Annotated in this window: 20 protein-coding genes and 1 pseudogene; 7 read left to right on the plus strand and 14 right to left on the minus strand. The window is 59.0% G+C overall.

Annotated features, from left to right (window positions below):
* Positions 1-4: 4 nt before the first annotated feature.
* From QN370_RS06700 to QN370_RS06715, 4 genes and pseudogenes are all read right to left on the minus strand, one after another.
* Entirely contained in the window at positions 5-466 is a 462-nt protein-coding gene (locus tag QN370_RS06700) for a DMT family transporter (RefSeq protein WP_322127665.1), read from the minus strand.
* A gap of 4 nt (positions 467-470) precedes the next feature.
* Positions 471-950 (minus strand): HAD domain-containing protein, encoded by a 480-nt coding sequence (locus QN370_RS06705; protein WP_322127664.1) that lies wholly within the window; start codon positions 948-950, stop codon positions 471-473.
* A gap of 15 nt (positions 951-965) precedes the next feature.
* Positions 966-1,544 carry a gamma-glutamylcyclotransferase gene (locus QN370_RS06710; protein ID WP_322127663.1) on the minus strand — a complete coding sequence of 193 codons (579 nt, stop codon included), beginning with the start codon at positions 1,542-1,544 and terminating at the stop codon, positions 966-968.
* A gap of 14 nt (positions 1,545-1,558) precedes the next feature.
* Positions 1,559-1,765: pseudogene (locus QN370_RS06715) on the minus strand (alkylphosphonate utilization protein); the annotation flags it as partial.
* Positions 1,766-1,936: 171 nt separating this feature from the next.
* Between QN370_RS06715 and QN370_RS06720 the strand changes: the two are divergent.
* On the plus strand, positions 1,937-2,953 hold the full coding sequence (locus QN370_RS06720) for a Fe(3+) ABC transporter substrate-binding protein (protein WP_322127662.1): 1,017 nt from the start codon (positions 1,937-1,939) through the stop codon (positions 2,951-2,953).
* A 41-nt stretch (positions 2,954-2,994) separates the two neighbouring features.
* Here QN370_RS06720 and QN370_RS06725 read toward each other — a convergent pair whose 3' ends face one another.
* Positions 2,995-4,671 carry an iron ABC transporter permease gene (locus tag QN370_RS06725; protein ID WP_322127661.1) on the minus strand — a complete coding sequence of 559 codons (1,677 nt, stop codon included), beginning with the start codon at positions 4,669-4,671 and terminating at the stop codon, positions 2,995-2,997.
* A 59-nt stretch (positions 4,672-4,730) separates the two neighbouring features.
* On the opposite strand from QN370_RS06725, the gene QN370_RS06730 reads away from it, so the two are divergent.
* Positions 4,731-5,798 carry an ABC transporter ATP-binding protein gene (locus QN370_RS06730; RefSeq protein ID WP_322127660.1) on the plus strand — a complete coding sequence of 356 codons (1,068 nt, stop codon included), beginning with the start codon at positions 4,731-4,733 and terminating at the stop codon, positions 5,796-5,798.
* 7 nt (positions 5,799-5,805) lie between these two features.
* Here the strand turns inward: QN370_RS06730 and QN370_RS06735 are convergent, their stop codons facing one another.
* The 3 genes from QN370_RS06735 to QN370_RS06745 all read right to left on the minus strand — a co-directional run bounded on the left by QN370_RS06735 (position 5,806) and on the right by QN370_RS06745 (position 9,406).
* Positions 5,806-7,425, minus strand: coding sequence for an ATP-dependent DNA ligase (locus QN370_RS06735; protein WP_322127659.1), 1,620 nt, complete (start codon positions 7,423-7,425; stop codon positions 5,806-5,808).
* Positions 7,418-8,440, minus strand: coding sequence for a ligase-associated DNA damage response exonuclease (locus tag QN370_RS06740; protein ID WP_322127658.1), 1,023 nt, complete (start codon positions 8,438-8,440; stop codon positions 7,418-7,420). The genes QN370_RS06735 and QN370_RS06740 overlap by 8 nt, the downstream gene beginning before the upstream one ends.
* Before the next feature lie 78 nt (positions 8,441-8,518).
* Positions 8,519-9,406: an EamA family transporter gene (locus tag QN370_RS06745; protein ID WP_416172175.1), complete on the minus strand. Its 888-nt coding sequence runs from the start codon at positions 9,404-9,406 to the stop codon at positions 8,519-8,521.
* A 192-nt stretch (positions 9,407-9,598) separates the two neighbouring features.
* Between QN370_RS06745 and QN370_RS06750 the strand changes: the two genes are divergently transcribed.
* Positions 9,599-11,149, plus strand: a complete 1,551-nt coding sequence (locus QN370_RS06750) for an HDOD domain-containing protein (RefSeq protein ID WP_322127656.1) — start codon at positions 9,599-9,601, stop codon at positions 11,147-11,149.
* A gap of 11 nt (positions 11,150-11,160) precedes the next feature.
* Here QN370_RS06750 and QN370_RS06755 read toward each other — a convergent pair whose 3' ends face one another.
* Positions 11,161-12,192, minus strand: coding sequence for a serine/threonine-protein kinase (locus tag QN370_RS06755; protein ID WP_322127655.1), 1,032 nt, complete (start codon positions 12,190-12,192; stop codon positions 11,161-11,163).
* Positions 12,193-12,261: 69 nt separating this feature from the next.
* A complete protein-coding gene (locus tag QN370_RS06760; protein WP_322127654.1) occupies positions 12,262-13,425 on the minus strand; it encodes a GNAT family N-acetyltransferase in 1,164 nt (387 codons plus the stop codon).
* 128 nt (positions 13,426-13,553) lie between these two features.
* On the opposite strand from QN370_RS06760, the gene QN370_RS06765 reads away from it, so the two are divergent.
* From QN370_RS06765 to QN370_RS06775, 3 genes are all read left to right on the plus strand, one after another.
* Positions 13,554-15,167: an NAD+ synthase gene (locus QN370_RS06765; RefSeq protein ID WP_322127653.1), complete on the plus strand. Its 1,614-nt coding sequence runs from the start codon at positions 13,554-13,556 to the stop codon at positions 15,165-15,167.
* 57 nt (positions 15,168-15,224) lie between these two features.
* The gene (locus tag QN370_RS06770) at positions 15,225-15,563 is read left to right on the plus strand and encodes a P-II family nitrogen regulator (RefSeq protein WP_322127652.1); all 339 of its coding nucleotides are present in this window, start codon (positions 15,225-15,227) and stop codon (positions 15,561-15,563) included.
* Between the two features lie 369 nt (positions 15,564-15,932).
* A complete protein-coding gene (locus QN370_RS06775; RefSeq protein ID WP_322129144.1) occupies positions 15,933-16,844 on the plus strand; it encodes a methyltransferase domain-containing protein in 912 nt (303 codons plus the stop codon).
* Positions 16,845-16,850: 6 nt separating this feature from the next.
* On the opposite strand, the gene mnmH is transcribed toward QN370_RS06775, so the two are convergent.
* A complete protein-coding gene (mnmH, locus tag QN370_RS06780) occupies positions 16,851-17,909 on the minus strand; it encodes a tRNA 2-selenouridine(34) synthase MnmH (RefSeq protein ID WP_322127651.1) in 1,059 nt (352 codons plus the stop codon).
* A gap of 4 nt (positions 17,910-17,913) precedes the next feature.
* A complete protein-coding gene (locus QN370_RS06785) occupies positions 17,914-18,531 on the minus strand; it encodes an arylesterase (RefSeq protein ID WP_322129143.1) in 618 nt (205 codons plus the stop codon).
* Between the two features lie 49 nt (positions 18,532-18,580).
* Here QN370_RS06785 and QN370_RS06790 point away from each other — a divergent pair, with 49 nt between their 5' ends.
* Positions 18,581-19,279: an ABC transporter ATP-binding protein gene (locus QN370_RS06790; protein ID WP_322129142.1), complete on the plus strand. Its 699-nt coding sequence runs from the start codon at positions 18,581-18,583 to the stop codon at positions 19,277-19,279.
* Here the strand turns inward: QN370_RS06790 and QN370_RS06795 are convergent.
* Together QN370_RS06795 and QN370_RS06800 are read right to left on the minus strand one after the other, a co-directional pair.
* Positions 19,236-20,780, minus strand: coding sequence for an NAD(P)H-hydrate dehydratase (locus QN370_RS06795; RefSeq protein WP_322127650.1), 1,545 nt, complete (start codon positions 20,778-20,780; stop codon positions 19,236-19,238). The two genes, QN370_RS06790 and QN370_RS06795, sit on opposite strands and share 44 nt — an antisense overlap.
* A 4-nt stretch (positions 20,781-20,784) precedes the next feature.
* Entirely contained in the window at positions 20,785-22,050 is a 1,266-nt protein-coding gene (locus QN370_RS06800; protein WP_323581693.1) for a D-amino acid dehydrogenase, read from the minus strand.
* Positions 22,051-22,055: the final 5 nt, after the last annotated feature.

Here is a 22,055-nt window from a genome sequence, read left to right on the forward strand (position 1 = left end):
GCGGCTACTTGCCGATCCGGTCACCGAACAGGGTCAGCAGCACGCCGCCCAACACCACCGCGACACCGATCAGTCGCACCGGCGACACGGGGCGCAAGTCCGAGCCGAACAATCCGAAATTGTCGACCGTGATCGACATCAGCAATTGTCCGGCGATGATCAGCACCAGCATGCTGGTCAGGCCGATGCGGGGTGCGAGGAAGGCGGTCGTAAACAGAAAACCTGCCCCCAGCACGCCACCGGCAAATACCCACGGCGGCTGACCGGGCAGGGCAGCGAGGCTGTTGCCAACGCCACCGCGCGCGACTGCCGCAATGGTCAGCACGATCGTACCGATACAAAAGGAAATCAATGCAGCCATCACGGTGTTGCCGCCGACGTTTAGCGCGAGCCGGCCATTGATGGCGGCCTGCATCGAGATCGCCGCGCCAGCGCAAAATGCCATGACATACAACAGGCTGTTCATGCGCTTACAGCGCCTTCAACATCGAACGCACGGCATCCTGCGCGGCCGGATCACTCAAGCCCAGATCGGGTTTGGTCTCGACCAGTTTGCTGCGGTGTGCCGCCGGCCAGCCGAAGGCATCATCGTCGATGGCAAACCAGTTAGCTGGCTTGCGTCGTTCGACATCGCCGAGCACCTGCAAGCCACGCGACATCGTATCGAATGCCGTTTGCGACAGACCGGGATGATGGAAGGTCGAACCGATCACGCGGTCCTGCAAGCCCGGCGATAAATCATATTTGGCCGTATCGAAACTGACGGCGCGCACCCAGCTGGTCGACAGCACAATTTTCAGGTCCGGATAGGGGGCCAGCAGTTCGTCGAGGATGGGCATCCATTCAAAAAAACTCCGTTCGGCCTTGGCCAGGTAAAGGCCGCGCTTGCGGTTGCGCATGACCATGCTGTCGTGCAGTACGCCATTGAAATCGAGGTAGAGGATGTTCATCGTGAATCGGTGTTGTTAAGGGTGTCGGGGTGAAGAGTCGGGAGGCAGGCAATCAATGAGGGCTTGCACGTGCGGATCGGTTTTGCCGAGCAGGTCGAGGGCGTCGGCCAGTTCGGTCAGGTAATCGCGGTTGCGTCCGCTTGGTCCGCTGGCAGCGGCAATCTGGTCGGCGATCGCGGCATCGGCTGCCGGTCCAAGGTAGGCCGCATTATCCGGGTCGGCAATATACACCAGCCCCTGGGCGTTGCTGCCATCGTCAAATGTCAGGGTCGTGCTGAAACGCAGGTAGCCATTTTTTTCACGATGATCAAGGTAATCGAAAACGTCAGGCCGGATCAGATAGGCCATGCCGGAACACGTCGCTCCGGCTTGTGGTGCCAGCGTCACGACACGCCCCGGATAGTCTGGCGTGCCGCGATGATCGTGCGAGCCTTGCCAGAAGCGCCGCACATGACCATGGATGCTGGCCGGTTTGCGCTCAAGGTAAGCAAAATCTGCCTTGAAAATCAGCGAGCCATAGCCAAACAGCCAGACTTGTTCGTGCTCGCCAAAGCGATGCCGCAGACGATTGACGGCGGTCGTGTCGATGTCCATGGCAACGGTGCGGGTCAGGCTTTTTTCAGGAAACAGGTTTTCAGGACCAGTCCTTTGACTTTGTCGACATTGCATTCGACTTCTTCCGGGTCATCGGTCAATCGGATGTTCTTGGCGATGGTGCCGCGCTTGAGCGTGACCGAGGTGCCCTTGACTTTCAAGTCCTTGATGAGACTGACTGAATCACCGTCTGCGAGCAGGTTGCCATTGCTATCTTTTACGTCCACGAAAAATTCCTTGTCTTGGTCAAGCGACGCATTATAAGCGAGTGGGCTGCTTTGCCTGCCGAAGTTACCGTATTGCGGCGCAGGCAATCGCCCGTAAATGCGACTGGTTTGCATTCGCAAGCGAACTTTGCTACGCTTGCCTTCTCTTTTTAACGGGCGGGCTCCATGAATCCATTTGGCACAGCAGTAGCATCATTGTTCATCCTGGCGGCGATCCCGGCAGCGGCACAGGAAAATGTCGTCAATATTTATTCGGCACGGCACTACCAGACTGACGAAGCCCTGTACGGAAACTTCACGAAGCTCACTGGGATCAAGGTTAACCGTATCGAAGCAGGTGAAAACGAATTGCTGGAGCGAATCAAGAACGAAGGCATCAACAGTCCGGCCGATGTGTTCATCACCGTCGATGCGGCCCGTCTGGCCAAAGCCGACGAGCTCAATCTGTTTGGCCCGACTAATTCGACGCTGCTGGCCGAACGCGTACCGGCTAACTTGCGTACTGATGACTGGTACGCGTTTTCGACCCGCGCCCGTGTCATCGTCTACAACAAGGTGGCGATGAATCCAGCTGAAATACAGACCTACGACGACCTTGCCAATCCGCGTCTGAAGGGTAAAGTCTGTGTGCGTTCAGGATCCCATCCTTACAACCTGTCGCTAGGTGCCTCGTTCCTGGCGCACCAGGGCGAAGAAAAAACCAGTGCCTGGGCCAAAGGTATGGTCAGTAATTTCGCTCGTTCACCGAGGGGCGGCGATACCGATCAGATCCGCGCAGTGGCCGCAGGCGAGTGTGGTGTGGCGCTGGCCAATTCGTATTACGTCGCGCGCCTGATGCGCTCGGACAAGCCGGAAGACCGCAAGGCGATGTCGTCGATCGGTATTGTCTGGCCGAATCAGGCAACCACCGGCACGCATGTCAATATTTCCGGTGGCGGTTTGCTGAAAAATGCGCCGCACAAGCAAGCTGGGGTGAAATTCCTTGAGTATCTGGCGTCGGATCAGGCGCAAGTGTATTTTGCGGACGGTAACAATGAATGGCCAGTGGTCACTAGCGTCAAGATCAGCAATCCGGCGCTGGAGCAAATGGGCAAGTTCAAGCCCGAGACGCTCAACGTTGGTGTGCTGGCGAAAAACCAGAATGAAGTGCAGAAGATTTATGATCGGGCGGGCTGGCAATAAAGTCAGGCAGTTTTTAAAAAAAGGCGCTGCGGCGCCTTTTTTTATCTAACTTTTTTGCTGCGTGTAATTTGCCAGGACACCAGAATCAGCGGCAAGATCCCGACCACAACGATGGCCAGCGACGATGTCGAGGCTTCGCCGAGTCGCTCGTCGGAGGCTAGGGTGAAGGCCTGCGTGGCCAGCGTATCGAAGTTGAACGGTCGCATCACCAGCGTGGCGGGCAACTCCTTCATGACATCGACGAATACCAGCAAACCGGCTGTCAGCAATGCGCCGCGCAGCAATGGCAGATGGATGTGCCAGAGCGTGCTTGCCTGGCCATAACCGAGCGAGCGGGCGGCATCATCCATCGATGGCGTAATTTTGCTCAGGCTGGTTTCGACGGTTTGCAGCGATACCGTCAGGTAGCGCACCAGATAGGCATAGACGAGAGCGGCAATGCCACCGGTCAGCAGCAATCCTGGGTTGTGTCCGGTCCACGACAGGATGCTGGCAGCCAGCCAGGCATCGAGCCGGGTGACCGGTATCAGCACGCCGACGGCAATCACTGATCCGGGAAAGGCGTAGCCCAGTCCGACGGTGCGGTTGAGCAGGATCGGCCAGATTTTTCGGGACAGCCGTGCGCTGTATGCCAGCAGCACGGCGATCGATACCGCGATCAGGGCGGTCACTGCCGCGAGGATGAAGCTGTTGCGCGCCAGGACCAGGAAGCGCGCACCGAACTGCGCATCGCCATTGTTCAGTGCCATATCCAACAGCAGTCCGGCCGGCAACAGAAAGCCGAGCGTCAGCGGAATCAGGCAAATCAGCGCAGCGCCCCATCCTTTCCAGCCTTGCAGGCGCATGCTGGCGTGCGGGCGATTGCGTCCGGTCGTGTTGTTGAAGCGCGCGCGGCCGCGTGAAAATCGTTCCAGAAAAAGGATGAGCGCCACGAAGCACAGTAGCCCGGTTGCCAGTTGTGCCGCGGCGATATGATCACCGAGGGAAAACCACGCGCGGTATATGCCGGTGGTGAAAGTCTGCACGCCAAAATACGAGACCGCGCCGTAGTCGGCCAGCGTTTCCATCAGCGCCAGCGAGGTGCCGGCGACAATGGCCGGGCGCGCCAGCGGTAGCGAAACCCGGAAAAAACTTTGCCACGGTCCCAGTCCGAGCGAACGGCCGACTTCGAGCATGCCGCTGGCGCGTTCCAGAAAGGCGGCGCGCGCCATCAGATACACATACGGATACAGCACAAAAATGAAGACCGCGACCGCGCCGCCCAGCGTGCGCACATCGGGGAACCAGTATTGGCCCGGCTCCCAGCCGAGACCATCGCGCAGCCAGGTTTGTACCGGTCCGACAAATTGCAGGAAGTCGGTATAGGTGTAAGCCATCACGTAGGCCGGTACCGCCATCGGCAAAACCAGAGCCCATTCAAAAATACGCCTACCCGGAAAGGTATGAACACTGACCAGCCAGGCGGTCGGGACGCCAACCAGAATGACGCCGACCGAGACCGCGACGCACAGGATCAGCGTGTTGGCAATGTAGGTTGGCAAGACGGTGGAGGCCAGGTGTTCCCAGGTATCGGAGCCGTCGCCGACAGCAAACAGATTGGCCACGACGCTCAGGATCGGTAACGCCACCAATGCCGCAATAAGGATGGCCAGTATGCCCAGCAATGACCAGTGTCGACGGGGCGCTGTTCGCGCAATGGATGTCGTGATGGTCTGCAAAATAAGCCTGTATCAAAAGGCGAATTATAATTGACGCTCTCTATTCACTGGGCGACGCAATGGCTTTATTGGAATTGCAGGACGTGAGCTACGCCTATGGCGCGCAAAAAGTGGTCGAGCAATTGTCGTTGCGGCTACCCGCCGGTTCGATCGGTTGCCTGCTTGGTCCGTCCGGTTGCGGCAAGACGACGGTGTTGCGTTGCATCGCCGGATTTGAAACGGTCAGCAGCGGCACGATCCGGGTGGCTGGCGATCTGCTCAGCAGTCCGGCCTTGCATGTGGAGGCCGAGCGTCGCCGCATCGGCATGGTGTTTCAGGATTACGCGCTGTTTCCGCATCTCACTGTGATCGACAACATCGCCTTTGGTTTGCGCGGCAGTCCGGTGGCGGCGCAGCAGGCGCGCGTGCAGGCATTGCTGGAGACGGTTGGCCTGGCAGGTCAGGGCGAAAAATTCCCGCATGAATTGTCGGGTGGCCAGCAGCAACGGGTCGCGCTGGCCCGGGCGCTGGCACCGCGTCCCCGACTGCTGTTGCTCGACGAGCCATTTTCAAACCTGGATGTCGAGTTGCGCGAGCGACTGGCGCTGGAAGTGCGCAGCATTCTTATTGCCGAAGGGATCACTGCGATTCTGGTCACGCATGATCAGCATGAAGCGTTCACCATCGCTGACGTGATCGGCGTCATGCATGAGGGCCGCATCCAGCAATGGGATACGCCCTACAACCTGTATCATCAGCCGGCAAACCGCTTCGTCGCGGATTTTGTCGGGCAGGGCGTGTTCCTGCCGGGCGAAGTGGTCAGTGCCAGCCGCATCCAGATTGAGCTGGGCATCTTGTCGAGCAACATGCTCGCTGGCGGCGATGCCGATGCCATCGCCGGTAAAGTTGGCAGCCGCGTGACGGTTCTGCTGCGCCCCGATGACGTGGTGCACGACGATGCCAGCCCGCTGCAGGCAGAGGTGCTGGCCAAGGCCTTTCGCGGCGCGCATTTCTTGTACACCTTGCAGCTAGCCAGCGGCGCGCAGGTGCTGTCGCTGGTGCCTAGCCACCACAATCATGCGATCGGCGAACGCATCGGCATGCGACTTGATGTGGATCATGTCGTCGTGTTCCGCGTGGACGAGTAATCCTGCTCTAGACCAGCATGCGGAGCAATGTCTGCAAGGTATCGGCTTCGTCGACCGGCTTGTCATCGCGCATGCGCAACATGCGCGGAAAACGGACCGCAATCCCCGACTTGTGGCGCGGTGAACGGCCAATGCCTTCAAAGCCGATTTCAAATACCAGTGTCGGCGTAACGCTACGCACCGGGCCGAATTTTTCGATCGTGGTCTTGCGGATGCGTGCATCAACCAGCGCGATTTCAGCATCAGTGAGGCCCGAATACGCTTTGGCAAACGGCACCAGCGTGCGGCTGCCATCGCTGGCTTCATCCCACACGGCAAAGGTGTAATCGGTATAGAGCGAGGCGCGCCGGCCATGTCCGCTTTGGGCGTAAATCAATACCGCATCGACGCTATACGGATCGACTTTCCATTTCCACCAGACGCCCACATCCTTGGTCCGGCCAACGCCGTAGCGGGCATCGACCGCCTTGAGCATCATGCCCTCGACGGCGCGTGCACGGGACTGCGACCGCACGGCGGCCAGCGTTTCCCAGTCGGCTGCGACAATCAGCGGCGACAGTTTTAGCTGGTCCGAACCGACGCCGGCGACCACGCGTTCCAGCACGGCACGCCGTGCCGATTGGGTTTCTTCGCGCAAGTCAATGCCGTCGTGTTCGAGCACGTCATAGGCCATCAGCACGGCCGGCAGTTCGGCAAGCAATTTCGCACTCAGTGTCTTGCGTCCGATGCGTTTTTGCAGCTCGGAAAAAGGCGCATGGGTATCGGTACCCCAGATCAGGATTTCGCCATCGATGACGGTTCCTTCGGGCAGAGTGATGGCCGCGATTTCCGGAAAGCCTTCACTGATCAATTCTTCGCCGCGTGACCAGACCCAGGACTGGTTATCGCGACGTACGAGCTGGGCGCGGATACCATCGTATTTCCATTCGACTTGCCAATTGGCCAGCGGTCCCAGCGAGGCCGGTTCGGCCTGCAACGGATGCGCCAGAAAAAACGGAAACGGCTGGCCGCCTCGCAGTGCCTGCTCCTGATCCGAGGTCGCTGCCACCAGTGCCGTGAAGCGTGCGGCGCTGGGACGCTGGCGCGCATCGGTCCAGCCCATCAGGCGTTGCGCGATCAGCTTGCTGTCGAGCGCGGCGACTTCGGCCAGCGCACGCGTGACCAGCAGCTTTGACACGCCAACCCGAAAGCCACCACCGATCAGCTTGACCAGCAAGAAGCGTTCGCGCGGTTCCAGTTCATCCCAGTACGTCAGCATCGCCGTGCGGATGGTTTCGGGTGGCGCACCGCGCAATGGCGTGATGCGCTCATCCATCCAGCGTGCCAGTCCGAGATCGCTCTGGCGTTGCGGTGCCGGCAGGATATGCGCAATGGTTTCGGCCAGGTCACCGACCGCGTGATAGCACTCGTCGAACAGCCAGTCATCGAGGCCGGCCGCTTCGGTTGCGTACTGCCGCAGCAGCTTGGTCGGCACCGCCTGACGCGGCTTGCCACCGGCGAGGAAATACACAGCCCATGCGGCATTCTCCGCTGGCGCACAGCGAAAGTACGCCACCAGCTGCGCCAGCTTGCGAGTGGTCGAGGTGGTCGCATCGAGTGCGTCGTACAGGCTGGCAAATTCACGCATGGTCCACCGCCGGTTCTGGTTGGCTATCGTCTTCCTCGATACCGTATTCGGTCTGGAAAGCACCGGCTTCGAGGCCGTTTTGCTGCAGCCAGCGCACCATCACGCCAACCTGTCCGTGCGTGACGATGACCCGCTGTGCGCCAGTCGCCTTGATGGCCTGCATCAGGCCGGGCCAGTCGGCGTGGTCCGACAGCACGAAGCCGCGATCGACCGCACGTCGTCGCCGGGCACCGCGCATGAGCATCCAGCCACTGGCAAAGGCGTCGCTGTAATCGCCAAAGCGCTTGAGCCAGGACGAGCCTGCTGTCGCCGGCGGGGCCAGTACCAGTGCGCGCTTCAGATCGGCCTTGTCCGTGATGTCGGTGACCAGTCGGGTGTCGGGGAGGGCGATGCCGGCGGCGCGGTAGACGCGATTCAGCGGCTCTGCGGCGCTGTGACAAATGATCGGACCGATGGTGTGATCGACGCCAGCAAGCAGGCGCTGCGCTTTGCCGAACGAATAGCAGAACAGCACACTGGCGCGACCGTCGGCGGCATTGGCGCGCCACCAGTCGTTGATCTCGTCGAAGATCCGTTGTTGTGGTTGCCAGCGATAAATCGGCAGGCCGAAGGTGGATTCGGTGATGAAGGTGTCGCAACGGACCGGCTCGAACGCAGCGCAGGTAGCGTCTGACTCGACCTTGTAATCGCCTGACGCGACCCAGACTTCGCCTTTGTATTCGATGCGGACCTGCGCCGAGCCGAGCACATGGCCGGCCGGATGCAGCGAAATCGTCACGCCGTTATGCAGCAGGGTTTCGCCGTAGGCCAGTGTCTGCAAATTGATCTTGCCGAGCCGGCTGTGCAGGATGCCGGCACCGGCCGCCGTCGCCAGATAATGGCCATGGCCGGTACGTGAATGGTCGGCGTGCCCATGCGTGATGACGGCGCGGTCGACCTTGCGCCACGGGTCGATATAGAACTGTCCCGGTACGCAGTACAAGCCTTCGGGGCGGGCAACAATCAGGTCAGCCATGAACACTCATCGGGATGAAAAACCATGAGTCTGGCGCAGATCGGCAAAGTGCGTCGGCACCACTGCAGCGTGCACTTGCTAGCCAGCCCGCTGAAGGTTTAGCCATCGTCCAACGCGTGTGCCGAAGAGATTGACGCCCAACCCGCCCAGCACCAGCATGCCGGCAACAATCTTCCACCATTGCATTGGTTCGCCCAACAGCAGCGTCGCACTGAGCATGCCGGTGACCGGCACCAGCAGCGCAAACGGCGCGATGGTCGAGGTGGGGTACTTGCGCATCAAAATCGACCAGATGCCAAATCCGACCAGTGTGTTCGGATACGACTGGAACAGGATCGCCCACGCCGATGTCCAGTTCAGTTGCGTGGCCGCCTTGATCCAGGCATCGACACCTTCGACCAGCAGCGAGGCCACGACCAACGGTGGCACCGCCAGCAACGAGGCCCAGACCACCAGTTCGATCGCATTGACCTTGCCCATTTGCTTGGAAAAAATGTTTGCCGTTGCCCACGACAGACCGGCGGCGATCACCATCACGAAACCAATGACAGTCGGCTTCGCATCCAGTTGCGAGGCCACCAGCGCCATGCCGGCCAGCGCGATCAGGGCACCGGCAATTTGCGGCAAGTGAGGGCGTTCGCCCAGCAGCAACACGGCCAGGCCGATCGTGAAAAAGACTTGCAGCTGGATGACCAGCGACGCCAGCCCCGGTGGAAATCCCAGCTCGATACCCGAGTACAACAACGTGAACTGCAGCGCAAACTGGAACAGCGCGAAGCCCGCCAGCAAACGAAATGGCAGCGTTGGACGCTTTACAAAGAACACCAGCGGCAAGGCCGCAAACAGGAAACGCAGCGCGGTGAACAGGATGGGCGGCAAACCCTGCAAGCCCAGTTTGATGACGACGAAGTTCGATCCCCAGATGATGACGACAGCGAGAGCGAGCAGGATATCGGTGGGTTGCATGATCGGGGCGAATGGAAATGAAGGCCCGATTGTACGGCTTGCCGGCAGGTTGTCCGGGACATTACCCTTTTGCAGAACCGATTGCTGAGCGATATCGACAGAGTTGACCGGATGCGGCATGATCGAAACCATTGCACGCATCACTGCGCGTGGCCGTGACCTGAGTTCAACCCGTTACCTGTGATTGCGTCCATGACAGCTGATTATTCTCCACCCTCCAATACTGACAAGACGTCGGTCCGTGATGCACTTCTGCAAAAGATCAGCAGCGACTCGGCCTTGCCGGCACTGGGCAGTTCGATTTGCCAGGTGATCCAGCTGGCTTCATCCGGTGATGAGGCAGTTCGCAATCTGGCGCATTACGTGTTGTCGAATGCTGGCCTGACTCAGAAAATGCTTCGCCTTACCAACACGGTGTTTTATCGCGCCGCCTCCGGCGGACAGGTAACCACGATCTCGAAGGCCATTTTCTTGCTGGGTTTCGATGCAGTGAAAACCAGTGCGCTGGCGATGCTGCTGGTCGACGGGATGTCGGGCAAGCATGCGCAAGATGTGAGGGCCGAGTTATCACAAGCCCTGTGCGCCAGTATCGTCGGCCGTGAATTGGCGCGACGCAGTCATTTCAAGGATTCCGAAGAAGCGGCCGTGGCTGCCCTGTTCAAGAACATGGGACGCTTGCTGGTGGCGTCGCGTGATCACCCGCTTTATGAGGAGATTGCCACGCTGATGCGTACCAGCGGCCTGTCGGCTGCACGGGCTTCGCTGGTATGTATCGGGTGTAGTTACGAAGCGCTGGCCGAAGGCGTACTCAATGAATGGCAGATCCCCGACAGTATTGTCAAGGCGCTCGCGCCGTTGCCGGTTGGAGCCGTCAAGGTTGCGCGAAGCCGACCTGAGTGGCTGCAGCAGGTAGCGGCATTTAGCGCGGCTGCAGCGGCCCTGATTATCGAGAAGCGTGATCCGGCGGACGACACGGCCAGTCGCTTGCTGCTGGAGCAATTCGGCACGGCACTGAACCTTGATCAGGCTGACATGGTCGCGTTGTATAAAACGGTGATCGCGCAAAGCCGGGCACTGATTGCGTTGAATGGACCGGAGCCATTGCCCGAGGCAAGCCAGATTTCTATCGCGCAGGACTCGATATTGCCATCAGACATCATGCTGCACGGTGAACCGGACATGGACATGGTCGTCGAGACCTTTTACCCGAGCGGAAAGCCGATGAACGCACGGTTGCGGCTATTGGCTGGCGTGAAAGACGTCACCGAAATGATCTCTTCAGGCCGCTGCAAGACCAATGAGTTGATATTGCTGGTCCTCGAAACGCTCATCCATAGTCTGGGATTTCGCTTCGCGACGCTGTGCGTGTTCGATTCCCGGAGTGGTCAATGTCGTGCACGGTTGTCGTTGGGGCATTGTCCGCCATCGGTTCAGCCCGAACTCGTTTTCTCAACGGCGAATGGCCGCGATCTGTTTGGTCTGGCATTGGCCAATGACGCCGACTTGCTGATTTCGGATGCCGGCGCGACCAACATTGCCGCACTGATTCCCGCCTGGCATCGCAGCTTGTTGCCCGATGCCCGCAGTTTTATTGTCTTGCCGTTGCTGATCACGGGAAAGCCATTCGGACTGGTGTATGCCGATCGAATTCATACGGCACCGGAGGGTATCCCGAGTGAAGAGACCGCCCTGATCAAGATGCTGAAAGGGCAGGTCCTGGCAGTACTGAAGCCGCACCATTGATCGCCATGATCCTAGCGCAGCAGTAACCAGACGGCGAGCGCTGCGCCCAATGCAGCACAGCAGAGTAGCAGGACGCTGCGTGGCGTCGGCATGCCAGCGGTCGCGTGTCGTGCTTCAGGTTCGCTCAAGGCCATGCGCAGTCGTCGCCGGGTGAGTTTGCTGGCGGCCAGATAACGCCGGATATCCAGCATCATGTCGGCCGCGTGTTGATATCGCTTGTTGGGCTGCTTGCTCATGGCTTTCATGGCGATGCGTGATAACGCCTTCGGCATCCTCGCATCGAGCGCATGGGGATGCTCCGGAATGTCGTTCTTGATCAGTTCAAGCAGCGTGTCCGTCTCGACCGCATGAAACGGCGTGCGCCCTGTCAGCATTTGATACATGACGGCACCGAGCGAATAGATATCGGTCCGGTGGTCGACGCGCTGGCCGCTGCCCTGCTCGGGGGACATGTAGTTGGGCGTGCCGAGCAGGTTGTTGCAAAACAGCGTGTTGGGATTGTCGGTGGAAGCGATGTGGACAGCGACGCGGTTCGGTGCGCGTGCGATGCCAAAGTCAATCAGCTTGGGTTGATGATCGTCGACCAGAAAAATATTGGCCGGCTTGATATCCCGATGCACGACGTGGTGACGATGGGCATGATCGAGCGCACCGGCCAGCTTGGAGCAGATCGCGGCGATCCCGTCGAATTCAAAGTTGTGGCCGGTGTTGAGCAGGGTGCTCAGCGCACTGCCCTCGAGGTGCTCCATCACAAGATACGTTTCCGGTCCCTCAATGGAGGCTTCAAAGATCGTCACGATGTGCGGATGAGACAGTCGCGCTGTCGCACGCGCTTCGTTGATGAGTTGCCGGTCCTGCATGCGGCGTTGTTGCGGCGACAGGTTGCAGTGAAACGTCTTGATCGCGACCGGTCTGTCGATGATCGGATCATGTCCCAGATACACGGTGCTGAGCGTTCCGCGACCAAGTTCGCGCGTGATGTGAAAGCGCCCGATCCGGTTGCGGGACGGCATGGCGGGAGTCGAAGAGGCGTGCAGGCTCATGGTAAGGAACGTGTCAAATAAACATGCTACACGCTACCCGCGCACGGACGCTGCCGTCAACCGACCTGGTCAGATGTCGGCGCTATTGGCAGTGCGGAACGGATTGCGTTCGTGCAGTTCATCCATGTAGGACTCGATACCGCCGGTTTCACGTTCCAGAAAGCGTTCAATCGCATCTGAAAAAGACGGGTGCGCCAGCCAGTGTGCGGACCAGGTTTTTTGTGGAAGGAAACCGCGTGCCATCTTGTGCTCGCCCTGAGCGCCGCCTTCAAAACAGGTCAGACCATTGGCAATGCAATATTCGAGTGGCTGGTAATACGCTGTCTCGAAATGCAGACAAGGGACATCGGCAATGGCACCCCAATAGCGCCCGTAAAGCGTATGGCCATTGTGGATAACCAGCGATGCCGCGATGGGACTGCCGGCCCGCTCTGCGATGATCAACAGGATGTTGTGACCCATCGTGGCACCGATGCGCAGGAAGAACTCGAGGCTGAGATACGGCGTTGAATGGTGTTCGGTATAGGTTTGCGCATAGCAGCGATTAAAAAATTCCCAATCAGCTGCGCTGGCATCGGTGCCGGCAACCTGGCGGAAAACAATGCCTTGTTCGGCAACCTTGCGTCGTTCGGCCCGGATGTTCTTGCGCTTCTTGCGCTCCAGCGACTCGAGGAAATCATCGAAGCTGGCATAGCCAGGATTGAGCCAATGAAACTGTACGCCGGCGCGCAACATGAAGCCGGCCTCTTTCAACTGGCTTGCCTGTGCTTCAGGGGGATACAGCACATGCGTCGAGGACACCTGGCTGTTGACCTGTATGGCGCACAGCGCTTCCACCAGCGCAGTGCGTGCAGCGTCATCGCGCGCCAGCAAGCGGCCACCTGTTACTGGTGTAAAGGGAATGGATGACAGCAGCTTCGGATAATAGTCGAGGCCATTGCGCTGGTAGGCATCGGCCCAGGCCCAGTCGAACACGTACTCGCCGTACGAATGCATCTTTGCATAGAGCGGCATAGCTGCGACCAGCTGCGGTGTTGACGCCTCGTCATCCCATAAAATCAGGAATTGCGGTTGCCAGCCGGAGGCGATGGACGCACAACCGGTCTCATGCAAAGCATCCAGAAAAGCGTACGACAGGAACGGGTTGGCATCGTCCTGCAAAGCCAGCAGGCCATCCCATGCAGGCTGGCCGACGGCACTCAGGGAGGAGATGATTTGCGTGCGATAATTCACAGAGTTTCCCTATGTGGCTTTTATGCCGTTTTAACGTAGCGAGCGGAGGCGTGTGACAACCATCGGTAGTTCTTCCGGTTGCCTATGCTGCCGACCCGCTTGAATCTCTTGCTTGAAGAATTGCATCCATGACAGTCAAAGTTGCCATTGCACAAATTAACAGTACCGTCGGCGACCTGAGCGGTAATCGCGCAAGGATTTTTGCGTTTGCCGAGCGTGCTGCCGCGCAAGGTGCTGACATCGTGGTGACGCCAGAGCTGTCACTGGCGGGCTACCCTCCCGAAGACCTGCTACTACGCGAAGCATTTTACTCACAATCTGCCGAGCAAGTCGCCGGGCTGGCTGCTGACCTGGCAGTGTTTCCCGGCCTCCATGTTCTGGTCGGTTTGCCGATCATGAAAGAGGGTGCGCGTTTCAACGCCGTCGTGGTGCTTGTCGACGGTCGCATCAGCGCGACTTACTTCAAGGCTGAATTACCCAATGACGCTGTTTTCGACGAGAAAAGGTATTTTTCCGCCGGTGAGGAAGTCTGTCTATTCACGGTCAAGGGTGTGACGTTTGGCATCAATATTTGTGAAGATACCTGGTTCGAGCGCGCACCGGGTCGCGCCCGGGCTGCCGGCGCGCAGGTGTTGCTGGTGCCGAACGGCTCGCCGTATCACATGCACAAGCTGCATCTGCGTGACGACATCATGCGCGCCAATGTCTGTGCGCAGGGACTGGCGCTGGTGTACGTGAATCTGGTCGGTGGTCAGGACGAGTTGATCTTTGACGGGAATTCGTTCGTGATGGATCAGGCCGGCCAGTTGCAAGCGCAACTCAAGCATGTCGAAGAAGACTTGCAGCTGATTGAGTTCGATGGCGCTGTGCCGTTGCCTGGCAATATTGCCGAACGCCTGTCTGTCGAGGCGCAGGTCTATCAGGCGCTGGTACTGGGCGTGCGCGATTACATTGGCAAGAATGGTTTTCCGGGTGTGTTGCTGGGCTTGTCGGGCGGGGTTGATTCGGCGCTGACGCTGGCAGTCGCCGTCGATGCGCTCGGCGCAGACAAAGTGCGTACCGTGATGATGCCGTCGCCCTACACCGCTGAAATCTCATGGATTGATTCACGCGACATGGCCAAGCGCACCGGTGTGCGCTACGACGAAATTCCCATCGCCACTTGTTTCGATGCATTCCTTGGCACACTGGCGTCCGACTTTGCCGGGTTGCCGCTCGATGCGACGGAAGAAAACATTCAGGCTCGCATTCGCGGAACGATGTTGATGGCTTTGTCGAACAAGCATGGGGCGATCGTTCTGACCACTGGCAACAAGAGTGAAATGGCGGTCGGCTACTGTACGTTGTATGGTGATATGGCTGGTGGTTTCGCCGTGCTCAAGGATATCGCCAAGACGCTGGTCTACCGCTTGTGCGCCTATCGCAATACGATTTCCCCGATTATTCCCGAACGCATTCTGACCCGCGCGCCATCGGCCGAACTGCGGCCGGACCAGACGGATCAGGATTCCTTGCCGCCTTACGAAATACTCGACGGTATCATGCAGCTGTTCATGGAAGAAAACCGCAGTGTTGACGAAGTTGTCGCAGCCGGTTTTCGGACCGAAGATGTCGCCCGCATCACTCATTTGATTAAGATCAACGAATACAAGCGTCGTCAATCGCCCGTCGGTATTCGTGTCACGCATCGCGCTTTCGGGCGCGACTGGCGCTATCCGATCACATCGAAATTTCGTGCGTAGTTTACAATCAATTCATCATTGTTGTCGTCACGGCGTCAGCCCATCAAAGGATCCACCATGAAACAGATAACCGCCATCATCAAGCCATTCAAGCTTGATGAAGTTCGTGAAGCACTCGCCGAAGTGGGTGTTACCGGCTTGACAGTGACCGAGGTCAAAGGGTTTGGTCGCCAAAAAGGGCATACCGAGTTGTATCGTGGTGCCGAGTATGTTGTTGATTTCCTGCCCAAGGTGAAGGTCGAAGCAATCGTCGACGACGCCGCAATGGATGCGGCGGTCGATGCCATCATCAAGGCGGCACGTACCGGCAAGATTGGTGATGGCAAGATTTTTGTTCAAAATGTCGAACAAGTCGTCAGGATTCGTACTGGTGAGACCGGATCGGATGCCGTCTGAAGCAAGCTTGTTTAGCGTGGTTGGCGTCGCGTTTTCTTGCGACGATGCCACGCCTGTTCCACCTGCCACATTGCTTATTTGTTGATCTATCCGCATAAAACGTTTCTTCAGATCTCCTGACTTTCTCTTCACCGGGCCAGTCGCGTCTCGACAAAAGCATCTTCTTCGTCAACGGTATCTCCAGCTACGTATCCCGGCTTGCCATGCTGGACAGGCACTCACATCAGCAATGAAACTAGATGTACATCTGAGTGACTTTAGATTATGTTGGTCTAAAACAAGTAAATGCAGAAAAGTGCGTCTGCTCTTTTAATTGAACCGGGGAATGCCATGGATAATCATTTCGAGCCTAACAATCAGGAAATACCGATGTTGACCGAACGTGAAATCGAAAGTTGTTATCTAGGGCAATTCATTCCACTGCAATACCATCACAACATGCTGATGGATCAGCGCCGGATGAAAAATTTCAAGGCGGCGATCAACGCGGTGGTGTTCCCTGGCGCAAAAGTTCTTGAGTTGGGTGGTGGCACCGGCGTCCTGTCTTTTTTTGCTGCGGCGACCGCTGAAAAAGTCTGGTGCGTGGAATTCAATCCGGACATGGTCAATGAAGCACGTCGCCTGCTCGCGCGCAACCTGCACGTCCACAAGGTCGAGGTCATCGAGGCAGATGCGTTTGACTACCTGCCGCCGGAACCGGTCGATGTGGTGATCTGCGAAATGATTCATGTCGCGATGCTGCGGGAAAAACAGGTCGACATGATGGACTCGTTCAAGCAGCGCTACCTGGCCCGTTTCGGCGGACCACTGCCGCTGTTCGTGCCGGATGCGATCATCATGGCGGTGCAACCATTGCAGCTGGACTACGACTTTGAAGGGTATAACGCGCCGATCGTGCAATTTCGCGAACTGACCCGGGATGCCGACGACACGATTGAAATGGCCGAGCCGCAGGTCTACAGCACGCTCGATTTTCAGACCGATGTCGAGCCGTTGATTAGCTGGAGCGGGCAATTCACGATGGCGCACAGCGGCACGGTCACTTCGCTGCGCTTCATTACCAAAAATGTCCTGGCAGTCCTGATGGATCAGCAATCGACCATCGACTGGCTCAATAATTTCATGATCCTGCCGTTCAATGAACCGGTCGATGTGATCGAAGGTGACGTGCTGCAGGTCAGTTTTTGTTACCGCGCCGGCGGCTCGCTACCGTCACTGCAATTGACAATGACCGCATCGGTTCCCGCGCGGCAGACCGAGCCGGATCTTGTGCTGGCCTGACGGCGATCAGGCCGGATGCAAATGTCGCGCGGCAGCTTCAAAGGTTGCCGGCAATATATCCGGCAAATCCAGTTTGACTGCTTGCGTGTACTGGCTAAAGTTGCGTTCGATCGACTTCAGATAAGCCGGGTCGTAGTGTTGCACCAGCAGTTCGTCGACCAGTAACGGCAGGTGGCCATCGCGGGCCATTGTTTGCCAGACGCCGATGCGCTCTTTGCCGTACATCGTTACCAGACAGGACAGTTGTTCGGCCAGCGTGTCGGGGGCGTCGACAAAATTGTCATATTCCTGCATCAGCAGTTGCACCCGGTGCGGTTGCGACAGGCCCAATGCGATGCACGGCGAAGCCCGGATACGTTCCATCAATTCTTCCGGCACGCGGACATTGCCAACCTTCTTGCTTTCCGATTCGACGAAGACTTCACGTCCGCTATCAAATCCGCGCAGTGCCTGCCACAGCCGGGTTTCGAACATTTTCTGGCTGGGTTGCGGCGCACTGGGCCAGCCACCGAGTACGGAGCCGCGATGTTCGGCCAGTTGTTCGAGGTCGAGTACCTGCGCACCTTGCGCGGCCAGTGTTTGCAGCAAGCGACTTTTGCCGCTGCCGGTGGTCCCGCAGACAACCCGATAATGATGTCGTGCTGCCAGTTCCGGCAGACTGGTATTGACGTGCCGGCGAAATTCCCGGTAACCGCCATCAAGCTGGATCGCCGGCCAGCCAATCTTGGCCAGGATGTGCGTCAGCGCGCCACTGCGATTGCCGCCACGCCAGCAGTAGACCAGCGGCTGCCAGTCTTTGGGCTTGTCAAGAAACGCCGTCTCGATATGCCGCGCAATGTTGTGCGCGACCAGTACCGCACCGGCTTTCTTGGCTTCAAAAGCGTTGACCTGTTTGTACAGCGTGCCGATACGGATGCGTTCGGCATCATCGAGCACAGGGCAATTGATGGCACCGGGTAGGTGGTCTTCGGCAAATTCGCCGGGACTCCGTACATCGATGATGGCGTCGAACTGTGCCAGTTGCGGCAGCACTTCGGCAAAAGGGAGCAGGGCCGGATACTTCATGAGTTCATTTGCTTAAGAGCGGCTTGAGTTGCGGCCAGATATTGTCGAGGATGATCGGATGGGCTTGCGCGGTCGGATGGATGCGGTCGGCCTGGAACAGCAGTGGCTGCGTGACCACGCCGTCGAGCATGAACGGCACCAGTGCCGATTTGGTGTCTTTCGCCAAAGTCGGGAAGATCGCGGCGAAGCGTTTGGTGTAATCGGTACCGTAATTCGGTGGCAGTTGCATGCCGACCAGTACGACCCGGGCGTTGGATTTTTTTGCGGCATTGATGATGGCGCGAAGATTTTTTTGGGTGTCACTCAGAGCCAGTCCGCGCAAGCCATCGTTGGCACCGAGTTCGACCACGACGACGGCTGGCTTGTTCTTGCTCAGCAGCGCGGGCAAGCGCGTGATGCCGCCGCTGGTGGTTTCGCCGCTGATGCTGGCATTGATCAGCGTGGCATCGATGCCATCGTCCTTGAGCCGTTGTTCGAGCAGCGCCACCCAGCCTTCGCCGCGTGCCAGCCCGTATTCGGCGGACAGACTGTCGCCGAGCACAAGCACTGCTTTTGATGCAGAATAGGCGCTCGTTGCACACATCGCCACGGCAGCCAGGACCGCCACGCGCGCCCACTTCATCACTTCCCAATTTCTTACTGACTCATTACGCATGCTTGAACTTTCCAATATGAATGTTGCTTCTGCTGTACCACTTGCCATTGAAGCCAGGCAGCTGGCCAAACGCGTCACGGATGCGACTGGTGAACTGACCATACTTGATGGTATCGATTTTACCGTGCCCGCCGGAGCGACGCTCGCTATTGTCGGTGCCTCCGGCTCTGGAAAATCGACGTTGCTCGGGCTGATGGCCGGACTCGATACGCCCACCAGCGGGACCATTTTCCTCGATGGCGTGGACTTGTTTGCGCTCAATGAAGATGGCCGTGCCGGTCTGCGCATGGCCAAGCTTGGCTTCGTGTTTCAGTCCTTCCAGTTGCTCGGTCATTTGACGGCACTCGAAAATGTGATGCTGCCACTGGAACTACGTGGTGATGATCACGCCAGGGACAAGGCTGCTGCAATGCTGGGCCGCGTCGGACTGGACAGCCGCCTGCGGCATTATCCGAAATTCATGTCTGGCGGCGAGCAACAACGCGTCGCGCTGGCGCGCGCTTTCGTGACCGAGCCGCCGCTACTGTTTGCCGATGAACCCACTGGCAGCCTGGACGCAGCTACCGGCGAGGCGGTCATCGACCTGATGTTTGAACTCAATCGGGAACGCAAATCGACGCTGGTACTGGTGACGCATGACCGCACGATCGCGGCACGCTGCGCCAGGACGATCACGATTGCGGCCGGCCGGTTGGTTGAGCCGGTACTGGTATAGCATCACCCGTCCTGTCATCCTGGCGGGCCGGTTTCAGCAGGTTGATTTCGCGCCGTATCTGCAGTGTTAATTCGCTGGCGGTGAGTCCGATCGGACCATGGCCATCACGCACCAGTACATCGGCGGCGTGACCATGCAGCCAGGCCGCACCGGTGGCAGCTTCCCATGCCGGCCATCCCTGCGCCAGCAAGGCACCGCACAAGCCAGCCAGCACATCCCCGGTGCCGCCGCTGGCCAGTGCCGGATTACCACTTGGATTGATTGCCATGTGCCCGTCGGGCCGGGCAATGATGCTGCCTGATCCCTTCAGTATCACGATGGCTTGCAGGCGTGATGCCAGCGCTGCTGCCGCAGCAGTGCGGTCGCCCTGAACGTGCTCGACGCTGCAGCCGAGCAGGCGCGCTGCTTCCAGCGGATGGGGCGTCAGCAGCACGGGTGCCGGATGCAAGGCGATCCGTTGCTGTAACGCCGGATCGGTGGACATCAGGTTCAGGGCATCGGCATCGAGCACAAGCGGGCGGCCGCTGTGCAAGACCTCGCTGAGCAACGTTGCCGCGGCAGCGCTTGTACCTAGTCCTGGTCCGGTGACCAGCACGGCCTTGCCGACATCGATGCCGCTGGCGCTGCGGCACATCAGCTCGGGATGCAACGCATCGTAGGCCGGGACCGTGCCGAGAAACGTGGCGTGGACCTTGCCGGCACCAGCGTGAAGTGCGCTGCGGGCGGCAAGGATGGTGGCACCAGTCATGCCGTCCGCGCCGCCGATGACCATCACGTCGCCGTAACTGCCTTTGTGGGAATCATGCGAACGTGGTCGCACTGCCGATCTGAATATCGCCGGCCCGGACAGTTCCAGTGCGCACGGCGGATACAGTGCGCCATCGATGCCAAGCGTGTCGACCAGAACGGTGCCGGCATGTTCGCGCCCGGCCAGTGTATGCAGGCCCGGTTTGTCGCCGATGAAGGTGAGCGTCGTGCTGGCGCGGAGGGCGGTCTGGCCGATCAGCATGCCGTGGTCGGCGTCGAGTCCGCTCGGCACATCGATGGCCAGCACGTTCAGATCGAGCCGGTTGATCGTGCGGATCAGGTCGGCGGCGGTGCCGTCAATGGCGCGTGCCAGACCAACGCCGAACAGGCCGTCGATGACCAGTGACCAGCGGCGTAGCGGTACCTCATCAATGAAGACGACCGATGTTTGTCGCGCCCTCAGTAGCGCTTGTCGTGCGTCTGCTGGCAAGCGTTCCGGATCGGCGCACAGCCGGACCATCACGTTCGCGCCCGCTTCGGCCATTTGTGCTGCCGCCTCAAGCGCATCGCCACCGTTATTGCCCGGTCCCGCCAGAACCAGGATGCTGGCATCGCGCGGTGCCACAGTCAGCAACGCCAGCGCCGTATTGGCTGTCGCCAGTCCGGCACGCTGCATCAGCGTGCCGGCAAGAACCTGCTGCAGCGCCGCCTGTTCGATCTGGCGGATCACGCTGACGCTGTAAAGCGCATGCATCGGATCAGCCGAACCGCGACAGCGTCAAACCGTCGAGATCGATGTCGGGTGTGCGGCCCGACACCAGATCACTGAGGACCTTGCCGGTGCCGAGTGCAGTGGTCCAGCCACTGGAGCCATCGTCGAGCGCCACATAGACATTGCGTACCGGCGTCGCGCCCATCACGGGCACGCCATCGGGCAACATGGTGCGCAAGCCGCTCCAGAGCGTCGCGTTGTTGTAGTTGCTGGCGTTCGGAAACCAGTCGGTCGCGACCTTGCGCAAGGTCCGTTGCGCGGCTTCCGGGACTTCCGGCGAGCGCGCCCCCGGGTCCAGCACACCGGCAATGCGTATGCGGTTGCCAAAGCGTGTGATGGTGGTCTTGTAGGTGTCGTCGGTCAGTGCGGCCAGTGGTGCTTCTTCGAAATCACGGATGCTGCAAGTCGCGCTGTAGCCTTGTACCGGCAACGCCGGCAACCGCACGCCCAGGGCATTGAGTAAGGTTGGATTTTCGATGCCGGCGGCGAGCACGACTGCGTCGGCGGTAAAACTGGTGCCATCCATATGCAAGGCCACACGGTTATCGATGCGCTCGACACGTTCAACGGATTTGCCGAAAAGAAAAGTCACGCCGATCGACTGGGCGATGGTTTTTAGTTGCTTGGCAAAGAGGGCGCAATTGCCGGCCTCGTCCTGAGGCAAATGCAAGGCGGCAGTCAATGGTGTCGCGGCGCACAGCGCCGGTTCCAGCAGACGGGCGGCCTCGCCATCGAGGATGCTGTGGGGCACTTCCATCTCTGACAGCAGAGTCAGGAGCGGTTGTGCCAGCAACACGTCGCGGGCACCGCGGAACAACTGCAAATGTCCCACCGTCTGTTCGTAATCCATTTTGTAATGCAGACGCAATTGTTCGAGCAATTCACGGCTGTAAAAACCGATGCGCTGCAGGCGCAGCTTGTTGATGCGGAAGTGCTCGGCATCGCATTCGGCGATCCAGCGGCGCGCAAAGCGCCACAGTCCCGGATCGAGTCGGCGTCGCAGAACCATCGGCGACTCTTGCCGGAACAATTGTGCAAATATTTTTCCGGGCATTCCCGGTGTGGCCCAGGGCGCTGATACCGCTGGCGCGACCAGTCCGGAGTTGCCGAAACTGGCTTCCTCGGCCACATTGCTGCGTCGCTCGATGAGGGCGACTTCATGACCGGCGGCAGCAAGGAAATACGCTGTACTGACACCGACGACACCACCGCCTATTACTGCTACTTGCATGTGTCGCATCCTTTTTTTGATCGATC

It is taken from the genome of Actimicrobium sp. CCI2.3, assembly GCF_035019065.1.
GTDB lineage: Bacteria > Pseudomonadota > Gammaproteobacteria > Burkholderiales > Burkholderiaceae_D > Actimicrobium.